Here is a 17,636-nt window from a genome sequence, read left to right as displayed (position 1 = left end):
AGCGTGTCCGTTTTTTCATGCATGCGAATGCGATCGCTCAGGCGATCAACCGTGCGCCTGCCGCCTGCCCTGCGCGCGCCACTCCCCCAACACCCAAATCAGCAACCCGCTGGCCGCGCCAAATGCATGCGCGATGCGCACCACGCCAAACCCCCAGTGCGGGTCATAGGCGATGGGCGACAGCCACGATTGTTCGAGCCACACCTTCACCAGCACGCCTGTGCAAAGCGCCACGCCAATCCAGCGTGAGAAACGATCCTCCGCCCCGTCCGCAGACGGCTTCAGCAGCCGCAGCCCGCCCCATGCCGCCAGGCCATGCAGCGCGCCGGAGAGCCCGCCGTACCACTGCACGGTCGGCTGATTGAGCAGTGCGATCTGCACGAGCACCCCGCACACCACCAGCGTGCCAACGATGACTTGCGGCCGCAACACACGCGCCAGCAGCAGGATGAGCCCTACCGCCGCCATCGCATCCGCCAACCAATGCCACGTGTCTAGATGCACCCACATGGCGGTGACGATGCGCCACCACTGACCCGCGCGCACAGCCTCGCGTTGATACAGCCCGACCGCGTACAGCCACGGCACGAAAGAGAAGGCCGCCGACAGCGCGGCCACACCGGCGCATGCGCCCCACGTGTGCAGCGTTTGCCGATGCGCACTCATTGCGCAGGCCCGAACACCTGCTCCCACAACGCACGTACGTGCGCGGCCTCGTCTGCGCACGTGTCGACCGGTACGCGCGCAACGGATTGTCCGTCGAGCCGCAGCTTGTGCTGGCGTGCGCGGAAGTCCCGATAGGCATCGGCCACCTGCGCGGCCGCCGTCGCGTCAATCAACCCGAGTTCGCCAGCCATGCGCAGTAGCGCGATGTTTCCCTTGTTGAGGGTCAGCTCGGCATGCGCCGCACTATGCAGCAGCACCAGGAATTGCACGGTGAATTCGATATCGACCATGCCTCCGCGATCGTGCTTGAGATCAAACAGCCCCGTGGGATTCGCATGGCCTTCTGCCACGCGCTCGCGCATTGCCACGATCTCGTCGCGCAGCGGACCGGGTTCGCGCGCTTGGCGCAACACGGCGGTGCGCAGCGCCTCGAAGCGCTCGCCGATTTCCGCATCGCCCGCGCAGAAGCGTGCGCGCGTAAGCGCCTGGTGCTCCCACACCCACGCCGCGTTGTCGCCCTCGCGCATTTGATAACGGCGGAAGGCTTCGAAGTGCGTGACCATCAAGCCCGCCGCGCCGTTCGGGCGCAAGCGCGTGTCGACGTCGAACAACATGCCCGCAGCGGTATGGCTCGTCAGCCACGTGATGAGCTTGCGCGCGAATGACGCGTAGACATCGGGCGCGCGTTCGTCATCGTCGTCGTAGAGGAAGATGACGTCGAGGTCTGACGCATAGCCGAGTTCCTTGCCGCCGAGCCGCCCGTAGGCGACCACGGCAAAGCGCGGCACCTCCCGGTGACGCGTGGTGACCTGCTGCCAGACGGTCTCAAGCGTCAGGTCCAGCACGGCATCTGCCAGATCGGAAAGCCGGTCGCTGATGTGCTCGACACTCAGCATGCCCTGCAGGTCCTGCAGCAGCACGCGGAAGGTTTCTGCATGGTGCTCCTGGCGCAGGATGTCCATCTGCATCTCGACATGGTCGGACGCTGCCTGCAGACGGTCTCGCACGCGCGCACGGAAGGCGGGCCAATCGGGCTCGGCGGACAGCGCTTCCACGTCGAGCAGCTCATCGAGCAGTTGCGGATGGCGCGTGAGGTAGTCCGCCGCCCAGCGCGACGCGTGCAGCGTGTGGGCCACGCGCTCCATGGCCTGCGGGTATTCGCTCAGCAGCGACAGATACGACGAGCGCCGGCTGATCGCGTCAAAGAAATCGAGAAAGCGCGCGATGGTGACATCGGCATCTGTCTGCCGCGATGCGTGGTCAAGCGCGCGGTTGATCAGCAAGTCAAAACGCTGGCGGCTGACTTCAGACAACGCGCGATAACGCGGCGAATTGCGCGTCGCGCGCAGCCGCTCCAGCACGCTGTCGGGATTCGCGTAGCCGAGTTCGGCGAGCTGTGCGCGGGCGGTTTCCGTGTGCTCCTCGTCGAGCAGGTCCGCATGCCAGACGGCGGCACACGGCGGCTGGCTGTCCTGCTTGTCGGAGAAGGTCTGATCGAAATGCTGGGCGACTTCGTCTTGATACGCCTCAAGCTTGGTGACCAGCGCCGCATAATCGTCAAAGCCCATCATGCGTGCCACGCGCAGCTGATCTTCCGGGGAGCCCGGCAGGTTGTGCGTTTGCGCGTCTTCGATGTACTGCAGGCGGTGTTCAAGCTGGCGCAGGAAGCGATAGGCCTCGGTCAGGCGCGCCACGGCTTCGGCGTCGATCAGGCCGCGCTCTGACGCCGCCCGAAGCACCTCCAGCGTAGGCCGCACGCGCAGCCCGAAATCCTGCCCGCCGCGAATGAGCTGAAACACCTGCGCGACGAATTCGATCTCGCGAATGCCGCCCCGCCCGAGCTTGATGTTGGGCGAGCGTGCCTGCAGGTGGCCCGTGCTATCGCGCTGCTGGTTGGCACCATTGCTGCGCTTGGCGGCCTCGTTGCGGATCTGCGCATGCAGCGCGCGAATGGCGGAGATCACGCCGTAATCGAGATAGCGCCGGAAGACAAACGGGCCCGTCACGCGCTCCAACTGTTGAATCACCCGGGCCGCATGCGGGCTGGCCGGGTCGGTGATCACGCGGCCCTTGATCCAGGCGTAGCGCTCCCACTCGCGGCCCTGCACGACGAAGTACTCCTCGAGCATGCCCAGGCTGCACGCGAGCGGCCCTGCATCGCCGTTCGGCCGCAGGCGCATGTCGACGCGGAAGACGTAGCCGTCCTCCGTCACATCGGCCAGCGCGTTGATCAGCCGCCGGCCAAGCTTCGTGAAATATTCGTGGTTGGAGAGCGGGCGCGGGCCGCCCTGCGTGTCGCCGTCATCGTCGTAGAGAAAGATCAGGTCGATGTCGGACGAGACGTTCAGCTCGCGCCCGCCCAGCTTGCCCATGCCAACCACCACCAGTTCCTGCACCTCGCCCGAGGATTGCCCGATCGGCTGGCCGTGCAGCGCGCTCAGTTCCTGGCCGATCACGGAAATGGCCATGCGCACGGCAAACTCGGCCAGGTCGGTCATCGTGCCCGTGACCTCATCGAGCGTCGCGGCGCCGGACAGGTCACGCTCAACCAGTGCGCCGAAGACTTCATTGCGCAGCAGGCGCAAGGCGCGCTTGAGCGCAGTCTCGACCTCCACGGCCTTGGTGTCGAACAACTCGGTAAAGCGCGCCGACAGCCACGTCACGTCAATCGGGTGGCCTGCGCCGGCCTGCACGCGCTCGGCCCAGCCCTCACGCGCTTGCGCCTGGCGCTGGAGATAGCGCGAATACGCAAGTGCAAAAGGCAGCGCAGCGGCGGGAGCCTCCGGCACGCGGGCCGGAGCTTGCAGAAATGGCTGGGCGGACAAGGCGGAATCAGTCATGCGGACGCATCGAGCATTGGCGGAAACATCCATTCTCGCTGAAATGCGCGCCGATAAACGCAGGGCAATCCGTGGTCACCAACGTTCATGGGCATTGGGCGTGCTTGCCGCTGGGCAGGCGCGACGCCCAACTCCAAATGTGGCGCCGCCTCCTGAATATCGGATAATCCGCATCATGCCTCGCCCGTCCCAGCCCCCAGAATCGCCGAAGTCCGATGGTGGACACGCCAGCACCCTGTCCACACGCGGGGTGGGCCGGCCCACGGCCTGGGCGTGGTTGGTGCGATTCGTCAGCCGGATCGGCACGGGCGTTGGGACTGTTTTGCGCGCCCCGATCTGGCGCAAGCTGTGGCGCGTGCTCTGGAAGACGGCGGCGGCGCTGGCCGTCCTGACCATCGTGGGCATGCTGGCGGTGCGCTTCATCCTGTGGCCGCGCGTAAGCCTGGCGCGCGAATGGATGGAGCGCGAGGCGTCCAGCGCACTGCACGCCACCGTCGGCATCGGCTCGCTTGAGACCTACTGGGAGGGCTGGCACCCGGCCTTCCGCGCCCAGCGCATCGACGCGCACGACACTGCCGGCCGTCGCACCTTCGCGGTACAGGACGTGCAGGCGCGGCTGTCCTGGCGCTCGTTGCTGCGCATGCAGATCACCTTTGCCTCCCTGCACGCCAGCCAGGCCGACGTGCTGGTACGGCGCAACGCTCAGGGCGCCTTGCTCGTCGCAGGCATGCCACTCGGCCCGGACACCGGCGGCGACAGCGATTTCCTCGACCAGCTCCTCTCCCAAGGAGACATCGATTTCCAGCAAGGCGCCGTCCGCTGGCTCGACGAGCAGCAGAAGGTGCCCGAAGTGGCGCTGGGCAATGTGCGGGTGCAGCTACGCAGCGGCCCGACGCGGCACCGGCTGGAGGCCAGCGGGACCTCGCCCACGCTGTTCAACGGCCCCATCAAACTGCACGCCGATTTCCGTCACGACCTGCTGGCCCGCCCAGGCGACTGGCGCCACTGGCGCGGCCAGGCCTCCTGGCAGGTCGATACGCTGCAGTTGGCTTCCGTACAGCGCTATGTGCCCGTGCTGGCCGCCGCAAAAAGCGGCACGCTCACCTCCGACGGGTCGGTGGAGTTTGCCGACGGCGTATTCACGCGCAGCCAGGCTCGGCTGACGGGGCAGCAGCTCGATCTGCAGGTCCGCAAGGATCTGGACCCGCTGCAGCTGCGCAGCCTCCAGGCGCTGGCCACGCATCAGCGCAATGCGCGCGGCGAGCACACCTTGCGCGTCGACACGTTGCTCTGGCAGCCGCTGAATCCACCCGCCCAACCGCCGTCGGCGCCCGAACTGGCAGGACCCGGCATCCAGGCGCCGGCCAACCCGGCTGGCACGCCGCGTGGCTTGCGCAATGTCACCGTGGGGTGGGCGCTCGACTCGCGCAATGCGCTGCGCAGCCTGCAAGTCAAAGCCACGACACTGGATTTGGCAGACTTGCGCAACATCGCCACTGCGCTGCCGCTGCCCGCCGGCGTGCTCGAACCGCTGCGTACCAAACAACCGTCCGGCCGCATCGACGATCTCGACATCAACTGGCAGCGCGATGTCTCCCGCTGGCGGCCAAATGCGCCGGCGCCCGTGCACTTCACGGGCCGCGCCACGATGCGCCAGGTGTCGTTCGGCCCCGGCGCGCTGCCCGCGGTGCCGCCGGGCCAGCATCCCGAGCCAGCCGTGCCCGGCGTTGAAAACATCTCCGGCAACGCGGTCTTCTCCAACGACAAGGGCACGCTGCGCATCGAGTCCAATGACACCGCGCTGCTGCTGCCCGGCACCTTTGCCGACGCCCGTGTGCCGCTGGACCGGCTGCAGGGCACGTTCAACTGGACGTATCGCAAGCAGGAACTGGTCGTCACCAGCGACAACCTTGCGTTCTCCAACGACGACCTGTCGGCGCGCATCACGGGCAGCTATCGTCACGCGCCAGACACCAGCCATCTCGGGACCATCGATCTGAAGGGCACGCTGGACCGCGCTAACGTTCCACGTGTGCCGCGCTACCTGCCGCTGTCGATCGGACAGCATCTGCGTGACTACCTGGGCGGTGCGCTGCAAGCCGGCACGGCCAACAACGTCGGTTTCGCACTGGCGGGCGATCTGCACGACTTCCCGTTCCGGCCGCCGCACAAGGGCGTCTTCCGCGTGGAAGTGCCGATCCAGGACGTGACGTACCAATCGGCGCCGCCCGAAGCCGCGCATAATCCGCCGGGCCGCGTGCCCACGCACCCGGGTGACTGGCCGGCGTTCACCAACATCGACGGCACGGTGATCTTCGATCGGGCATCCCTGTCGTTCAAGGTGGCGCGCGCCAAGGTAATGGGCGTGAATCTGCAGGACGTGAATGGCAGCCTGCCCGACATGGGCGACCACAGCCCGCTGCTCACCATCGATGGTCGCGGCGATGGCTCCACGCAAAACTTCCTGCAATACGTCGAGGCCAGCCCCATCGGCCAGTGGATCGGGCATTTCACCAAGGACGCACACGCCCAGGGCAACGCCACGCTGGCGCTCAAGCTGGACCTGCCGCTGCACGAGATGCATTCGACGCGCGCCCAGGGTAGCGTCACGTTCGTGCGCAATGACGTCACGCTTGTTCCGCAGGCGCCACCGCTCACCGACGTCAACGGCGCGCTGACCTTTACGCAAAAAGGCATCGGTTTCGACAACCTGCGCGCGCGCTTTGCCGGCGGCGAAATCCGCCCCACGGGCGGCACCGCACCCGACGGCACGATCCGCATCCAGGTGGCGGGCACCGCATCGGCGCAAGGGCTGCGGGACACGACGCCGGAGAACAGCCCGGTGGCCGCCATCGCCCGTTCGCTGGAGGGCAGCGCACCATACAGCGCGACCATCAGCGTCAAGCAGCATCGCCCGCTCATCCAGGTGCAGTCCGACCTCACGCCGATGACGGTGCGTTTGCCGGCACCGCTGAACAAGGCCGCCGGGCAGCCGCTGCCGGTGCGTTTCGAGATGCAGCCGCTGGCTTCCAACAACGCCATCGACGAGATCGTTTTGCAGATCGGCAATATCGTCAGCGCGCGTTACGAACAACGCAGCACGGGCAACGGCACCGAGGTGCTGCGAGGCGGCATCGGCATACGGCAGCCCGTGCCGCAGCCCCAGGAAGGCGTGCAGGCCAACCTGGCGCTGGATCAGTTGGACATCGACGCCTGGCGCCAGGTGTTTGCCGCGCCCGCTGCCGACAAGAGCGCCAGCCAGACTGCGGCCGAACATGCGGCCAATGCCGCCAACGCCTCCGACAGCCATAGCGCATATCTGCCGAGCCACCTGAGCGCCCGCGCGCAAACGCTGCGCATCCTGGGCCGCGACTTCAACGCCGTGCGCATCGATGCCACGCGCGACGGCCCCAACTGGCAATCGACCATCGATTCGCGCGAAATTGCAGGCAGCGCGCGCTGGCACGCCGAAAGCGCCGCCGTGCCCTTCGGCGAGCTGACGATGCGTCTGTCGCGCATGAGCATCCCGGATGCGAAGGAAGAGACTGCGCTCACCGAATCGCTGGCCAGCAGCTCGCACGAAATTCCATCGGTCGACCTCGTTGCCGACAAATTCGACCTGCGTGGCAAGGCGCTCGGCAAGCTGGAGATCAAGGCGCGCAACCAGATCACCGACGGCGCGCCCGTCTGGACGCTTGAGACGCTGAAGATCGAGCAGCCCGCCGCCACGCTGACGGCACGCGGCACGTGGCGCATCCCGCGACGCCTGCGTGGCGGTGGCGATGATCCCGAGCGCCGGACGCTGCTCGACTTCAACCTCGACCTGCGCGACACCGGAGACCTGCTGCAGAAGATGGGCTTCGCCAAGGTGATCGACGGTGCCAAGGGCAAGCTCGAAGGCCGCGTGGTCTGGCGCGGCTCGCCCATGTCGATCGACTATCCCACGCTCAACGGCCGCATGGCGCTGAACCTGGAGCGCGGCCAGTTCCTGCCAGTCGATCCGGGCCTGGCCAAGCTGGCCGGCGTGCTGAGCCTGCAGGGGCTACTGCATTTCGCAACCGACTTGCGCAGCGCCACAGGCCGTGGCACGCCGTTCGAGAGCGTGGCAGCCACCGGCACCATCGCCAGCGGCGTTGCCCACACCGAAGATTTTGCCGTCAAGGGCCCGCAGTTCCAGGTGGCCATGCAAGGCTCGGCCAACATCCTCGATGAAACGCAGGACCTGCGCGTGAAGGTCACGCCCAAGGTGGACGCCACGTCGGCCTCGCTGGCGGCGGCGTTCATCAATCCGGCCCTCGGGCTGGGCACGCTGGCCGCGCAGTTGGTCCTGGGCGATCAGTTGTCGAAGGCATTCGTCACGCAGTACCACGTGACCGGTAGCTGGGCTGATCCGAAGATCGAGAAAGTCGCATCCAACGGTAATTCGGGCAGCCAATCGCAAACCTCGGCAAAATAGCCCCCATGACTTCGACCACCGTTGCCCCGGCCCCCGTCGCATCCGGTATGGATGCGTCTTTCGATGCACCTTTTCGCGTCGCCGCCATCCAGACCGTGACGGCCATCGACGTGGACGCCAACCTGGCGCGCGCAGATGCGCTGCTTGCCGAGGCGGCCGCCCAGGGCGCGCAACTCGCGCTGCTGCCGGAATACTTCTGCATGATGGGCCGTAAGGACAGCGACAAGGTCGCCATCCGCGAGGACGACCAGGAGGGCCCGATCCAGGCCTTCCTCGCCGATGCCGCGCGCCGCCACAAGCTGTGGCTCGTCGGCGGCACGTTGCCGATGTGGTGCGAAGACGAACAGCGCGTGCGCAATACGTCGCTCGCATTCAACCCGGCCGGGTTGCGTGTCGCGCGCTACGACAAGATCCACCTGTTCAATTTTGTGCGCGGCGAAGAGCGCTACGACGAGGCCCGTACCATCGAGCCCGGCGCCACGCCAGTCGCCTTCGATGCGCCGTGCGGCCGCGTGGGCATGTCGGTGTGCTACGACCTCCGGTTTCCTGAGCTGTACCGGGCGCTGGCGTCGCAAGGCAACCTGAACTTGATTCTGATGCCGGCGGCCTTCACCTACGTGACGGGCGCCGCGCACTGGGAAATCCTGCTGCGCGCCCGCGCCATCGAGAACCAGTGTTACGTGCTCGCCGCCGCTCAGGGCGGGCGCCATGAAAACGGCCGCCGTACCTGGGGCCATTCAATGCTCGTCGACCCGTGGGGCGAAGTCATCGCCTCCGTGCCCGAGGGCGAAGGCGTTGCCATCGGCGACATGGACCCCGCCCGCATCGCACAAGTGCGCCGGGATTTGCCGGCGCTCAAGCACCGCGTGATGTAAGCCAATCGAATTTTTTTGCGAGAACCGATCATGAACGCAGGCGACATCGCCATCCAGAATCTGTCCATCGCGCGCCGCGTGCTGCTCGACCCCTACGGCCTTGATGAAGCGCACCTGCAGCGCGCGCTGGCCGACATCTTCACGCACCGCGTGAACTATGCCGATCTCTACTTCCAGTACACACGCAACGAGGCGTGGAGCCTGGAAGAAGGCATCGTCAAATCCGGCAGCTTCAGCATCGACCAGGGTGTGGGCGTGCGCGCCGTCTCGGGCGACCGCACCGCGTTTGCCTATTCCGACGATATCAGCCTGCCCGCGCTGATGCAGGCCGCCGGCGCCACGCGCACCATTGGCAAGGCCGGCGCCGGCCGCGTGAAGGTGGCGAGCAGCCTGGCGAGCACCCCGGGCAGCCACTCGCTGTATGCGCCGAACGACCCGCTCGATTCGATGACAGCCTCCGAGAAGGTCGCCCTGCTGGAGCGGATCGAAAAGCTTGCCCGCGCCAAGGACCCGCGCGTCGTGCAGGTGATGGCCGGCCTGGCCGGTGAATACGACGTCATGCTGGTCGCGCGCAGCGACGGCGTGATCGCGGCAGATGTGCGCCCGCTGGTGCGCATCTCCGTGACCGTCATTGCCGAGCAGAACGGGCGCCGCGAAATGGGCAGTTCCGGCGGTGGCGGCCGCTATGCCTACGGCTACTTCACCGACGAACTGCTGCGCGAATACGTGGACGAGGCAGTCTCCTCCGCACTCGTCAACCTGGAAGCCAAGCCGGCCCCGGCTGGCACGATGACCGTGGTGCTCGGCCCGGGCTGGCCCGGCGTGCTGTTGCACGAGGCCATCGGCCACGGGTTGGAAGGCGACTTCAACCGCAAGGGCTCGTCGGCGTTCTCCGGACGCATGGGCGAGCGCGTGGCCGCCAAGGGCGTCACCGTGGTGGACGACGGCACGCTTGCCAACCGCCGCGGCTCGCTTAACCTCGATGACGAGGGCAACCCCACGCAGTGCAACACGCTCATCGAAGACGGCATCCTCACGGGCTACATGCAGGACACGCTCAACGCGCGCCTGATGAAGATGCCCGTGACCGGCAACGCCCGCCGCGAGAGCTACGCCGCCCTGCCCATGCCGCGCATGACCAACACCTACATGCTCGGCGGCGACAAGGACCCGCAAGAGATCATCGCCAGCGTCAAGAAGGGGCTGTATGCGGTCAACTTCGGCGGCGGTCAGGTCGACATCACCAACGGCAAGTTCGTGTTCTCGGCCAGCGAGGCCTACCTGATCGAAGACGGCAAGATCACCGCCCCGGTCAAGGGCGCGACGCTGGTCGGCAGCGGCCCGGAATCGCTCAAGCACGTGACCATGATCGGCAACGACATGCGCCTCGATTCGGGCATTGGCGTGTGCGGCAAGGAAGGCCAGAGCGTGCCGGTGGGCGTCGGTCAGCCGACCCTGCGCATGGAGAACATGACGGTGGGCGGCACGGCCTGATTGCCCTGAAACCGTCGTTTTGGCGCCGCAGGCCCGGAAAATCCGCGCTTGCAGCCCTCAAAGAAAGGGTTTATAAAGACGGTTCGATTGGTGCGGCGCAGTAGTTTCAAGTCACCTCTGCGCCACAATTTTTCCTGCATCGACGCGTTTTCCTCTCATGTCCTTCGCCAAGTTTTTTTACTTTTACTTTTGGCATCTCGCACCGCTGGCGGAAGGAGAGGGGCGCTTGCAGCAAAAATAAAGCACCCAGCAGATACCGAAAACCGCCAGCGACCCTGGCGGTTTTTTTTTTCGCCCAGTCACCTGCCCCACCCCGGCACCGACGCGAAACACGATCCGAACACAATAGACGTTTCCAATAGAACTCAAGACACATCCCCGGAGCTTTCCATGCCGAAGAACACCGATGATTTGCGCATTCGCGAACTGAAAGAGCTGACGCCGCCGTCGCATCTGATCCGCGAATTCCCGTGCAGCGACACCGTGTCCGACCTGATCTACCAAAGCCGGAACGCGATGCACCGCATCCTGCACGGCATGGATGATCGCCTGATCGTCATCATCGGCCCCTGCTCCATTCACGACACCAAGGCAGCGATGGACTACGCCCGCCGCCTGGTCGAGCAGCGCGAGCGCTTCAAGAACGAGCTGGAAATCGTGATGCGCGTGTACTTCGAGAAGCCGCGCACCACGGTCGGCTGGAAGGGTCTGATCAACGACCCGCACATGGATGGCAGCTTCAAGATCAACGACGGCCTGCGCACCGCGCGCGAGCTGCTGATGAACATCAACGAGCTGGGCCTGCCCGCCGGCACCGAATACCTCGATGTGATCAGCCCGCAGTACATCGCTGATCTGGTGAGCTGGGGCGCAATCGGCGCGCGCACGACGGAATCGCAGGTGCACCGCGAGCTGGCTTCCGGCCTGTCGTGCCCGGTCGGCTTCAAGAACGGCACCGATGGCAACGTGAAGATCGCCGTGGACGCCATCAAGGCCGCATCGCAGCCGCACCACTTCCTGTCAGTCACCAAGGGCGGCCATTCGGCCATCGTGTCGACGGCGGGCAACGAGGACTGCCACATCATCCTGCGCGGCGGCAAAGCGCCCAACTATGACGCCGCCAGCGTGCAGGAAGCCTGCGACGCCATCTCCAAGTCGGGCCTGGCCGCGCGCCTGATGATCGACGCTTCGCACGCCAACAGCAGCAAGAAGCATGAAAACCAGATCCCGGTGTGCGAAGACATCGGCCGCCAGATGGCTGCCGGCGACAACCGCATCGTGGGGGTGATGGTGGAGTCGCACATCAACGCTGGTCGCCAGGACCACGTGCAGGGCACGCCGGTGTCGGACCTGGCCTACGGCCAGAGCGTGACCGATGCGTGCATCGGCTGGGACGATTCGGTGAAGGTGCTGGAAACGCTGGCCGACGCCGTGCGCAAGCGCCGTCTGGTGCCGGGCAGCGGCAACTGAGTCACGCCAGAGTGACGCAAAGAAGGACGCCGTAGGGCGTCCTTTTTTTTTGTTTCCGCGCAGGACAAACGCTGCAAGCCGGGGCGATCCGGAGGCTGACCAGAACCGCGATGGGCAAGTTGTTCTCTCTGTCGTCTTGCCTCACCTGGATCGGCTCCCGATCCCCGCGCTTGAAGTGAGCAACCCACCCAACGGGGCAATCGTGCGATAGATCAAACAGAAGCGAGCACGATGTGATCTTACGGTTACCCCTCTTAATAAAATGGTGACTCCCCCTTAAGTCCACCCTCCCCCCCCCGGAAGAACAAGTCAGCATGCCCAACTCCCACACAGCCAAGCGTACGAAAAAGCGGCTTTTGCAGTTCATGCTCATGACCGCGACATTTGCCGCGTGGCAGTGCGGGGCGCAAGCCCAACTACAGCCGGTCGCGCCTACGCATGCCTCTGGCGCTTCGCTGGGTACGACGACACCCGCGGCTCATACCATCGCCGCTGCCCATACGCAGTTGCCCCAGGTGATTGACGACCTGCCTGCGAGCGATGCGAAGAACATGGACGATGCGACGCGCGCGCAAGTGGCGCGAGGGCGTTATGTGGCGCGGCTGGGCGACTGCGTCGCCTGTCACACCAGCGACAAATCCAAGCCGATGGCCGGCGGGCTTGCACTGCAGACGCCGTTTGGCGTGCTGTATTCGACCAACATCACGCCAGAAGCCACAACAGGCATCGGGCGCTATACCTTTGACCAGTTTGATCGCGTGATGCGTAGGGGCATCGCCGCGGATGGTCACAACCTGTATCCGGCCATGCCGTATCCGTCCTACGCCAAGATGACGCCGGAGGACATGCGAGCGCTGTACGCCTATCTGATGAAGGGTGTGGCGCCAGTGCAGCAGACCAACAGGCCGCTGGGTATGTCGTTTCCCTTCAACCAGCGCTGGGGATTGTCGCTGTGGAACTGGGCTTTTCTGGATAGCCAGCCGTTCCGGCCGAAGCCTTCGCAATCTCAGGAGTGGAACCGGGGGGCTTACATCGTGCAAGGCCTGGGGCACTGCGGCGCCTGCCATACGCCGCGCGGTATCGGCTTTCAGGAAAAGACCATGACCGAGGCCGACTCCAACGGCAGATACTTCCTGGCCGGTGAAACGGTCGAAGGCTGGCGTGCCCTGAGTCTGCGCAGCCTCTGGACACCGCAGGATGTCGCTGAAATGCTCAAGACCGGGCGCAACCGCCATGGCGCCGTCTCGGGCAACATGGTGGACGTAGTACAGCACAGCACGCAGTACATGACGGACGGCGATTTGCTGGCGATTGGCGAGTACCTGAAGTCCTTGCCCACCAGCAAAATCGACAAGCCGATGCAGATTGCGCAAGGTCCTGCGCCCGTGATCGTCCCACCTGCCTCAGGGGCATCGACACAGCCGGTGCAGCATGCCACCGGCGCGCCCAACCCGCCGCCAAATCTCTACACCAGCCGCGGCGGCTTGGGGTATCTGCAGTTCTGTGCCGATTGCCACCGCAGCAACGGCGATGGCGTGCCCAACGTGTTCCCGCCACTGGCAGGCAACCCGGTACTGGGCGAGAGCAGCCCGGCCACGCTGCTGCATATTCTGCTGACTGGCTCTGCCACTGCACAGACGGTCAGCCATGCCCGAGTGCTAACCATGCCTTCGTTTGCTCGGCTGGGCGACCAGGAAATCGCCGAGATCGTGAACTTCACGCGCGAAAGCTGGGGCAGCGCCAAGCAGCAACAAGTGGCTGCATCGGACGTGGGCAAGGCACGCAAGGAACTGGAAGTCAGGAAACTGGATGCCACCCCGTTCGAAACACCGCGCTTGGCCGCCGTGCTCGAAGAACCCAACGCCAAGCAGTTGGTGCTGGGCGCGCGCCTGAACATCGATACGCACAACATGCTGCCCAAGAATGTTGGCAACAAGCTCAATTGCGCCAGTTGTCACCTCAATGCAGGCACGGTTGCCGACGGTTCGCCCTATGTCGGCATCTCCGCCTTCTTCCCCAGCTACGCACCGCGCGCCGGGCGTGTCATAACGCTCGAAGAGCGCATCAATGGTTGCTTCCTTCGCTCGATGAACGGCAAGCCTTTGCCGGTGAATTCCGAAGAGATGAAAGCCATGGTCGCCTATTTCGACTGGATGAAGCGCGAGACCAAGCCGGAAGACAAGGTCCCTGGACGCGGCGTGGGCAAGATCGACAAGAGTCTGGTGCCCAATGTGGAAAATGGACGGAATATCTATACGGCCCAGTGTGCGCTGTGCCACGGTGCCAACGGAGAAGGCATCACGAACGCGCAAGGCCAATATGTCTATCCGCCGCTTTGGGGTGACCAGTCGTTCAACATTGGCGCAGGCATGGCGCGCACCTACACTGCGGCAGCCTTTGTGAAGCACAACATGCCGATCGCATTTCACAATCGCTTCCCGCTGGGTCAAGGCGGGCTGACGGATCAAGAGGCAGTGGATGTGGCGCAGTTCTTCTCACACATGCCCCGCCCGGATTTTGCGCCCAAGGTCAATGACTGGCCGAAGGATAAGAAACCTGGCGATGCTCGCTATTGACCACGGCCCTCCTATGCAACATAGGCGCCATGAAATGACGGCAAAGGCCGTCGGGGGCGCCTTCTGTTGCCGGTGCGGGCACTGGTGCGGCGCAACATATAACAAATGTGAGCAAGACGCACCAAAGTCACACAAGTGCGTTGTCTTTGACATATCGTAGGTGGATTCCCCCTGCTCCCCCGGAGGCATCCATGGCAGACACCCTGGCGGACACCGCCGTCAACACCGCAAACAAGTACCAGGCGATCGTGGCGCAATACGCCGCCGACGTCGGCATGAAGGTCCTCGGCGCCATCGTCTTCTGGGTAGTCGGCCGCTGGCTGATCAATCTGGCGGTGCGCATGGTGGAAGGCTCGTTGAGCCGACAGAAGGTCGATCCGACCGTGCTGCGCTATGTCGGCTCAATCATTACCGTCACACTGAACGTGCTGCTGGTGATCGGCATCCTGGGTTATTTCGGCATCCAGACGACGACGTTCGCGGCGCTGATTGCCGCAGCCGGTGTGGCCATCGGCATGGCGTGGTCGGGCCTGCTGTCGAACTTTGCGGCGGGCGCATTCCTGATTGTGCTGCGGCCGTTCAAGGTGGGCGACTTCGTGACGGCCGGCGGCGTGACGGGCACGATCAAGGAGATCGGCCTGTTTGCCACGACGATCAATACGCCGGACAACGTGGTCACGATGGTCGGCAACGGCAAGATCTTCGCAGACACGATCCAGAACTACACCTTGAACCCCTACCGCCGCGTCGAGCTGAAGGCGCAACTGGCCGGAAGCGCCGACCACCGCGCCGCCATCGCGCTGCTCAAGGAGAAGGTTTCCGCCATTCCGAACGTGCTGAGCGATCCGGCCGTCGACGTGGAGATTTTGGAGTTCAACCTGGTGGGGCCCGTGCTGGCCGTGCGCCCGTACACGCACAACGACAGCTACTGGCAGGTTTATTTCGACACCAACCGCACGATCAAGGAAGCGCTGGCCGAAGGCGGCTTCCCGGCGCCGACGCCATCACAGGCGCTGACCATCACGACGCCGGGGCAGTTGGCAGGCTTGGCTGCCGTGGCACAAACCACGACCACGCCGACCAGCGTGAACTGATCCACGCGCTGCAAAGCAAAACGGCCCGGTACGCAACCGGGCCATTTTGTTTGGTGCGCCGACTGCGATCAGGTCGGCTTGTGCTCGTCTCGCTTCCACAGGACGTCCGTGCCGCCATCTGCGCGATTGAGCACGCGCGCCAGCACGAACAACAGGTCCGACAGGCGATTGACGTATTGGCGCGGCGCCTCGCCGATGGTCTCTGCGCGGCCCAAAGCGACGATGCTGCGCTCGGCACGGCGCGCGACGGTGCGGCAGACATGCGCCTGTGCCGCAGCGCGGCTGCCGCCGGGCAGGATGAATTCGGCCAGCCGCGGAAGATCGGCGTTGTAATCGGCCAGCCATTGGTCGAGCCGCAGCACGTGCGCAGTCGTCACCATCGTGTAGCCGGGAATGCACAATTCGCCACCCAGATCGAACAGGTCGTGCTGGATGGCCGTGAGCGCGGCGCGCACGCCCTCGGGCAGCGTCTCCGTGAGCAGCACGCCGATGTGCGAGTTCAGTTCGTCGACGTCGCCGATGACGGCAATGCGCAGGCTGTCCTTGGCCGTGCGGCTGCCGTCGCCGAGGCCGGTCGTGCCGTCGTCACCGGTGCGGGTAGCGATTTTGGATAGGCGGTTGCCCACGGTGCGTCTCCCTGTATAGCGTCAATGTTGGTGGCGCCATTATCGCAAGGGCGGCATGCCCCCGGCGTTAGAATGACAGCCCGAGCCGGCTTCAGACCGCCGCCCCACGCGAGACGCCATGAACCACCCAGCCCCTCCCTCCCAGAGCATCCGCAAACCGATTCCGCCTGCGATGCTCGACGCGCTGCGCACCCGCTTCGGCGATCGCATCTCCACCACCGAAGCCGTACGCGCCCACCACGGCCGCGATGAATCCGCCTACGACCCGATGCTGCCCGACGCCGTCGTCTTCGCGCAGACCACCGAGGAAGTCGCCGCCGTCGCCAAACTCTGCTTTGAACATGAGATTCCGCTGATCCCGTATGGCGCCGGGTCGTCGCTCGAAGGCCATCTCCTGGCCGTGGCCGGCGGCGTGAGCCTGGATCTCTCGCAGATGAACCACGTGCTGTCGGTGCACCCCGAAGACCTGACGGTGACGGTCGAGCCGGGCGTCACGCGCAAGCAGCTCAATACCGAGATTCGCGATACCGGTTTGTTCTTCCCGATCGACCCGGGCGCGGATGCGTCCATCGGCGGCATGTGCGCGACACGCGCGTCCGGCACCAATGCCGTGCGTTACGGCACGATGCGCGAGAACGTGCTGAACCTGACGGTGGTCACCGCTGACGGCCGCATCATCAAGACGGCCAACCGTGCACGCAAATCATCGGCGGGCTACGACCTCACGCGCCTCTTCATCGGCAGCGAAGGCACGCTTGGCATCATCACCGAGATCACGCTGAAGCTGTATCCGCAGCCCGAAGCCGTGTCCGCGGCCGTGTGCGCCTTCCCGAGCATGGGCGATGCGGTGTCCGCTGTGATCGACACCATCCAGATGGGCGTGCCCATTGCGCGCGTGGAGTTTGTCGATGCGCTTGCCATCCGCGCGATCAACCAATACGACAAGCTCACGCTGCCCGAGATGCCGACGTTGTTCTTCGAGTTTCACGGCTCGGAGCACGGCGTGCAGGAACAGGCCGAGACCGTCCAGCAGATCGCCGCTGAACACAAAGGCCAAGGCTTCGAATGGGCAACGCGCCCCGAAGACCGCAGCCGCCTGTGGAACGCCCGCCACAACGCCTACTTTGCGTTTCTGCAGCTCAAGCCCGGCTGCCGCGCCGTCACCACCGACGTATGCGTGCCGATCTCGCGCCTGGCCGACTGCGTGGTGGAAACCGAGAAGGATCTGCTCGCCAGCGCGCTGCAACTGCCCGCCCCCATCGTCGGCCATGTGGGCGATGGCAACTTCCACGTCGCGCTGCTCATCGACCCGAACAAGCCGGAAGAACTGGAAGAAGCCGAGCGCATCAACCAGCGCATCGTTGCGCGTGCGATCGCCATGGACGGCACCTGCACGGGCGAACATGGCGTGGGCCTGCACAAGATGGACTTCCTCATCGCCGAACACGGCAACGATGCGATCGACCTGATGCGCAGCATCAAGCAGGCGCTGGACCCGAAGCACATCCTGAACCCCGGCAAGATCTTCCACCTGTAACC

General features: G+C 65.1%; 10 protein-coding genes. 7 read left to right on the top strand and 3 right to left on the bottom strand.

Annotation, left to right across the window (positions count from 1 at the left end; translation table 11 throughout):
* Window positions 1–45: 45 nt before the first annotated feature.
* Both rrtA and glnE read right to left on the bottom strand, forming a co-directional pair.
* Window positions 46–666 carry a rhombosortase gene (gene rrtA, locus M1D44_RS02130; RefSeq protein WP_316853055.1) on the bottom strand — a complete coding sequence of 207 codons (621 nt, stop codon included), beginning with the start codon at window positions 664–666 and terminating at the stop codon, window positions 46–48.
* Complete coding sequence (gene glnE / locus M1D44_RS02125; RefSeq protein ID WP_316684201.1) at window positions 663–3,506, bottom strand: bifunctional [glutamate--ammonia ligase]-adenylyl-L-tyrosine phosphorylase/[glutamate--ammonia-ligase] adenylyltransferase; 2,844 nt, start codon at window positions 3,504–3,506, stop codon at window positions 663–665. Before glnE ends, rrtA begins: the two co-directional genes overlap by 4 nt.
* Window positions 3,507–3,681: 175 nt before the next feature.
* On the opposite strand from glnE, the gene M1D44_RS02120 reads away from it, so the two are divergent.
* The 6 genes from M1D44_RS02120 to M1D44_RS02095 all read left to right on the top strand — a co-directional run bounded on the left by M1D44_RS02120 (window position 3,682) and on the right by M1D44_RS02095 (window position 15,471).
* Window positions 3,682–7,962: a YhdP family protein gene (locus M1D44_RS02120; RefSeq protein WP_316853054.1), complete on the top strand. Its 4,281-nt coding sequence runs from the start codon at window positions 3,682–3,684 to the stop codon at window positions 7,960–7,962.
* Window positions 7,963–7,967: 5 nt separating this feature from the next.
* Window positions 7,968–8,837 carry a carbon-nitrogen hydrolase family protein gene (locus tag M1D44_RS02115; protein WP_316853053.1) on the top strand — a complete coding sequence of 290 codons (870 nt, stop codon included), beginning with the start codon at window positions 7,968–7,970 and terminating at the stop codon, window positions 8,835–8,837.
* 30 nt (window positions 8,838–8,867) lie between these two features.
* A complete protein-coding gene (tldD, locus tag M1D44_RS02110) occupies window positions 8,868–10,331 on the top strand; it encodes a metalloprotease TldD (RefSeq protein WP_024974813.1) in 1,464 nt (487 codons plus the stop codon).
* A gap of 390 nt (window positions 10,332–10,721) precedes the next feature.
* The gene (aroG, locus tag M1D44_RS02105) at window positions 10,722–11,801 is read left to right on the top strand and encodes a 3-deoxy-7-phosphoheptulonate synthase AroG (protein ID WP_012762821.1); all 1,080 of its coding nucleotides are present in this window, start codon (window positions 10,722–10,724) and stop codon (window positions 11,799–11,801) included.
* A gap of 371 nt (window positions 11,802–12,172) precedes the next feature.
* Entirely contained in the window at window positions 12,173–14,377 is a 2,205-nt protein-coding gene (locus tag M1D44_RS02100) for a c-type cytochrome (protein WP_428984647.1), read from the top strand.
* A gap of 191 nt (window positions 14,378–14,568) precedes the next feature.
* A complete protein-coding gene (locus M1D44_RS02095) occupies window positions 14,569–15,471 on the top strand; it encodes a mechanosensitive ion channel family protein (protein ID WP_024974811.1) in 903 nt (300 codons plus the stop codon).
* Between the two features lie 68 nt (window positions 15,472–15,539).
* On the opposite strand, the gene M1D44_RS02090 is transcribed toward M1D44_RS02095, so the two are convergent.
* Complete coding sequence (locus tag M1D44_RS02090) at window positions 15,540–16,097, bottom strand: cob(I)yrinic acid a,c-diamide adenosyltransferase (RefSeq protein WP_024974810.1); 558 nt, start codon at window positions 16,095–16,097, stop codon at window positions 15,540–15,542.
* A gap of 118 nt (window positions 16,098–16,215) precedes the next feature.
* Between M1D44_RS02090 and M1D44_RS02085 the strand changes: the two genes are divergently transcribed.
* Window positions 16,216–17,634: an FAD-binding oxidoreductase gene (locus M1D44_RS02085; protein ID WP_024974809.1), complete on the top strand. Its 1,419-nt coding sequence runs from the start codon at window positions 16,216–16,218 to the stop codon at window positions 17,632–17,634.
* Window positions 17,635–17,636 lie beyond the last annotated feature (2 nt).

Source organism: Ralstonia sp. SA306, assembly GCF_054792405.1.
This window is presented reverse-complemented; position numbering and strand designations above follow the sequence as displayed.

What these genes read in the sequence shown, in the direction of transcription:
- rrtA (WP_316853055.1), bottom strand. Translation starts at nt 666, where the DNA reads ATGAGTGCGCATCGGCAAACGCTGCACACGTGGGGCGCATGCGCCGGT.
- glnE (WP_316684201.1), bottom strand. Translation starts at nt 3,506, where the DNA reads ATGACTGATTCCGCCTTGTCCGCCCAGCCATTTCTGCAAGCTCCGGCC.
- M1D44_RS02120 (WP_316853054.1), top strand. Translation starts at nt 3,682, where the DNA reads ATGCCTCGCCCGTCCCAGCCCCCAGAATCGCCGAAGTCCGATGGTGGA.
- M1D44_RS02115 (WP_316853053.1), top strand. Translation starts at nt 7,968, where the DNA reads ATGACTTCGACCACCGTTGCCCCGGCCCCCGTCGCATCCGGTATGGAT.
- tldD (WP_024974813.1), top strand. Translation starts at nt 8,868, where the DNA reads ATGAACGCAGGCGACATCGCCATCCAGAATCTGTCCATCGCGCGCCGC.
- aroG (WP_012762821.1), top strand. Translation starts at nt 10,722, where the DNA reads ATGCCGAAGAACACCGATGATTTGCGCATTCGCGAACTGAAAGAGCTG.
- M1D44_RS02100 (WP_428984647.1), top strand. Translation starts at nt 12,173, where the DNA reads ATGACCGCGACATTTGCCGCGTGGCAGTGCGGGGCGCAAGCCCAACTA.
- M1D44_RS02095 (WP_024974811.1), top strand. Translation starts at nt 14,569, where the DNA reads ATGGCAGACACCCTGGCGGACACCGCCGTCAACACCGCAAACAAGTAC.
- M1D44_RS02085 (WP_024974809.1), top strand. Translation starts at nt 16,216, where the DNA reads ATGAACCACCCAGCCCCTCCCTCCCAGAGCATCCGCAAACCGATTCCG.